We start from the raw sequence: 4,307 nt of genomic DNA, 5'->3' as shown, positions 1-4,307 counted from the left end.
TGAACGGTCGCGACCTGGCAACCTACTTCCCGAACAAGCTGCACCAGCAGGACGTCAACGAGCCGTTCAAGGTCCTGGGCCTTGAGGGTTCCTACGACGTGTTCGCCCGCATCCACGGCGGTGGCCCCTCCGGCCAGGCCGGTGCACTGCGCCTGGGCATCGCTCGCGCGCTGAACGAGATCGACCGCGACGCCAACCGCCCGACCCTGAAGAAGGCCGGTTACCTGACTCGCGACGCCCGCGTCATCGAGCGCAAGAAGGCCGGTCTGAAGAAGGCCCGCAAGGCCTCGCAGTTCTCCAAGCGCTAAGCAGTACCTGCGCAGGACAAACCCCATTCCCGGGATCTTCCGGGAGTGGGGTTTGTCCCTTTTAAAGCACTATTGTGAAAAACCGTTGCTCGGGCGGTGCGAGGAGCATCAAATTTCACTCACGAATGGGGTTCCAGCACCCAAATCAGCGCTTTATCGCCCCGTTCAAGGCATATGATGGTGGACGATGGCAAGGTTATTTGGGACCGATGGGGTCCGTGGAAAAGCGAATGAACTGTTGACACCGGAGCTGGCGATGCGTCTGTCGCAAGCCGCCTCGGTGGTTCTGGGGTTGAGCCAGTCTGAAGACGGCCGACGCCCGGTAGCCGTAGTGGCCAAGGACCCGCGCATCAGCGGCGACTTCCTCTCCGCTGCGATTGAAGCGGGCCTGTCGGCCTCCGGTGTGGACGTGAAGGACGCCGGCACGCTGCCGACCCCCGCCGCCGCATTCCTGGTGGGCGACCTTGGGGCCGACTTTGGCGTGATGATCTCCGCCTCCCACAACCCGGCGCCCGATAACGGCATCAAGTTCCTGGCCCGCGGCGGGAAGAAGCTGGACGACTCGCTGGAGGACGCCATCGAGGCGTGCCTGCAGATGGAGCCGCCGCGTCCCACCGGGGGAGCGGTGGGACGGGTCTCGCGTTTCGCCGACGCTGAGGACCGCTACGTTATCCACCTGCTGCAGACCCTGCCCAACCGCCTGGACGGGCTGAAGGTGGTGCTGGACTGCGCCCACGGCGCCGCCTCGGGCTGCTCCCCGGAGGTGTTCAACGCAGCCGGTGCCGAGGTCGTGGTCATTGGGGCCGAACCCGATGGCGTGAACATCAATGACGGCTACGGTTCCACCCACCTGGAGAAGCTGCAGGCCGCTGTCGTGGAGCACGGCGCGGACCTGGGCATCGCCCACGACGGGGACGCGGACCGCTGCCTGGCGGTGGACCACGAAGGCACCGTCATCGACGGGGACCAGATCATGGCCATCATGGCCCTGGCCCTGAAGGAACAGGGCAAGCTGAAGGATGACGTGCTGGTCGCCACCGTCATGAGCAACCTGGGCCTGAAGCTGGCCATGGAAGCCAACGGGATCACCATCGGGAAACCGGGGTGGGGGATCGCTACGTGCTGGAGGAGATGAACGCCGGAGGCTATTCGCTGGGCGGGGAACAGTCCGGGCACGTGATCTTCAGCGAATACGCCACTACTGGTGACGGGGTGCTCACCGGGCTGCAGCTGGCCGCCCGGGTCAAGGCCTCGGGCAAGTCCCTGAAGGAACTGGCCAGGTGCTCACGGTGCTGCCGCAGGTGCTGATCAACGTGCGCGGGGTGGACAAGGCCGCCGTGCACGACAGCGCCGAGGTCATGGCCGCGGTAGCCGTCTCCGAGGAACGCCTGGGCAGCACCGGCCGGGTGCTGCTGCGCCCTTCGGGCACCGAACCGGTGGTACGGGTGATGGTGGAGGCCGGAAGCCAGGAACAGGCCCGCAGCGAAGCCGAACTGCTGGCTGCCGCGGTCCTGCAGCACCTGGCGCTCTAGGAACGCCAACACAACGTTGTAACACCTGCGTCCCGGATCCGGCCCGTGCCGGGTCCGGGACGAGAATTTATCCAGTGTTTGCCGCTGGTTGGGCAACATCCCGCCCTGCCCGAATGCTGCGGGCCATAAACTCACAGCGACGCGGCCAACACCGGCCCGCCCAAACGGCGGGCAGCAACTGATGGGGGTAGAACATGAGTCTACGCGTGAGTGTAATCGGCACCGGATACCTGGGTGCCACCCATGCCGCCTGCATGGCCGAACTGGGCTTTGAAGTCATTGGCCTGGATGTGGACCGGGAGAAGCTGGACGCGCTCTCGCGCGGCATCCTGCCCTTCCACGAACCCGGGCTGCCCGAGCTGCTGCAGAAGCACGTGGCCGGCGGACGGCTGCGCTTCACCGACTCCTACGCCGAAGTCGCCGCGGCGGCGGACATCCACTTCATCACCGTGGGCACCCCACAGCGCACCGACTCGCAATCCGCGGACATGAGCTACGTGGACGGCGCGGTGGACAGCCTGCTCGAACACGTCACCGGCCGCGCCCTCATCGTGGGCAAGTCCACCGTGCCGGTGGGCACCGCCCGCCGGCTGAGCGAACGCATCAAGGCCGCCGCTAGGCCCGGCAGCGACATCTCCCTGGCCTGGAACCCCGAGTTCCTGCGCGAGGGGTTCGCCGTCAAGGACACGCTGCGCCCTGACCGGCTGGTCTACGGGGTGCAGAACGAACAGGACCTGGCCCGGCTGCGGGAGGTCTACGCCGACATCCTGGCCCAGGACACCCCCGAGGTGGTCACCGACCTGGAAACCAGTGAACTGGTCAAGGTCGCTGCCAACGCGTTCCTGGCCACCAAGATCTCTTTCATCAACGCCTTCGCCGAGGTCACCGAAACCGTGGGCGGGGACATCCGCACCCTGGCCGACGCCATCGGGCATGACGCCCGGATCGGACGGCGCTTTTTGAACGCCGGGGTGGGCTTTGGCGGCGGTTGCCTGCCCAAGGACATCCGTGCCCTGCAGGCCCGGGTCTCCGAGCTCGGGCTGAGCCAGACCATGGGGTTCCTGGCCGAGGTGGATCAGATCAACCTGCGCCGCCGTGACCGGGTGGTCGCGCTGGCCGAGGCCATGCTGGATTACAACCTGGCCGGCAAGCACGTGTGCGTGCTGGGGGTGACGTTCAAGCCCGACAGCGACGACGTGCGTGACTCGCCGGCCCTGGACATCGCGGTGCGGCTCTACAACTCCGGGGCGGACGTGTCCGTGTATGACCCGGAAGGCAACGACAACGCCCGGCGCCGCTTCCCGCGCCTGCACTACGTGGATTCCTGGAAGGAGGCCGCGGCGGACGCCGATGCGGTGCTGCTGCTGACCGAATGGGCCGAATTCCGTGAACTGCAGCCCGAACAGCTCGGCGCCGTGGTGCGCCAGCGTCAGTTGATTGACGGGCGCAACGTGCTGGACCGGGCCTGTGGCGGGAGGCCGGGTGGACCATCACCGGGCCGGGGGAGCGCTTCGAGGTGGCCAGCCCCGAACTGCAGACCCAGTCACTGACCGTGGTGCCCGTTCCCGGCACCGACAACTAGGTACGGCGGCGCCCGGCCGCAGGAAAGAGCCGCCGGACATCCGCAAAAACCCCAAGGGCCCGGCCCCAGACCCACAGGATCACTGCTCCTGTGGTCTGCGGCCGGGCCTTGGTTGCCTGGCGGGGCTAGAAGCCGAAGCGGGCCATCACCCGGGGCAGCACCTCGATCAGCCGGGTGGCGCACACCGTGGAGTCCTCGGCGGCGACGCGTCCCACCTCGCCGTGGATCACCGCGGCGCAGGCCGTCAGCTCTAGCAGCCGCTGGTTGCTGACCAGCGCGGTGCCCTGCACGCCGGTGAGCGAGGAGTCGCTGAGCAGGGTGCCCAGGATGCCGGTGAGCACATCCCCGCTGCCGGCAGTCGCCAGCTTCGGCTGGTGTGGCAGACCACCAGGGTCTTGCCCCCGGGCTCCACAATGTAGTTCGTTGGCCCCTTCAGCAGCACCACCGCGTTGTAGGACAGTGCCGCCCACCGGGTCCACTTCTGCGGCTCCTCGGCAATGTCCTGGGCGGTGACGGTGATCCCGGCGCGGCGCAGCAGCATCCGCAGCTCCTTGGCGTGCGGGGTGAGCACCCGTGGCTGCTCACTGGGTCCGGCCGGGACAATCTCCAGCCCGCTGGCATCGATGACCGCCGGCTGGCGGCTGCTGAAGACCTTGCCAATCACCTCGGACGGCTGGCCCGAGGGGTCCAGGCCCGGTCCAATCGCCCACGCCGAAATCTTCGCCCCGCGTCCATGCAGGTGCCGCCGGGACTGGGAGAGCGCCTCGGCGACCTCCTGATCGCCCAGCGGTACCGCCTCCGGGGCGCTGGCCGCCATGTAGGCCTGAACCTTGTCGGGCATGTGGCTGCGCAGCAGCCCCACCCCGGCATCAGGGCGGCACGAGC

1 protein-coding gene and 3 pseudogenes are annotated in these 4,307 nt (G+C 67.7%); 3 read left to right on the top strand and 1 reads right to left on the bottom strand.

Annotated features, from left to right (window positions below; genetic code table 11):
• The 3 genes and pseudogenes from rpsI to JCM19049_RS08700 all read left to right on the top strand — a co-directional run.
• Positions 1 to 308: 30S ribosomal protein S9 (gene rpsI, locus JCM19049_RS08710; RefSeq protein WP_279402794.1), on the top strand; the 308-nt coding region annotated here is incomplete at its 5' end.
• 187 nt (positions 309 to 495) lie between these two features.
• Positions 496 to 1,840 (top strand): annotated as a pseudogene (gene glmM, locus JCM19049_RS08705) (phosphoglucosamine mutase).
• A gap of 194 nt (positions 1,841 to 2,034) precedes the next feature.
• Positions 2,035 to 3,422 (top strand): annotated as a pseudogene (locus JCM19049_RS08700) (UDP-glucose/GDP-mannose dehydrogenase family protein).
• A 125-nt stretch (positions 3,423 to 3,547) separates the two neighbouring features.
• Here JCM19049_RS08700 and JCM19049_RS08695 read toward each other — a convergent pair.
• Positions 3,548 to 4,239: pseudogene (locus JCM19049_RS08695) on the bottom strand (NAD(P)H-hydrate dehydratase).
• Between the last annotated feature and the right edge of the window lie 68 nt (positions 4,240 to 4,307).

The organism is Arthrobacter sp. JCM 19049 (assembly GCF_001310435.1).
Note: the sequence above shows the minus strand (reverse complement) of the source record. Positions and strands in the feature narration are given on the sequence as shown.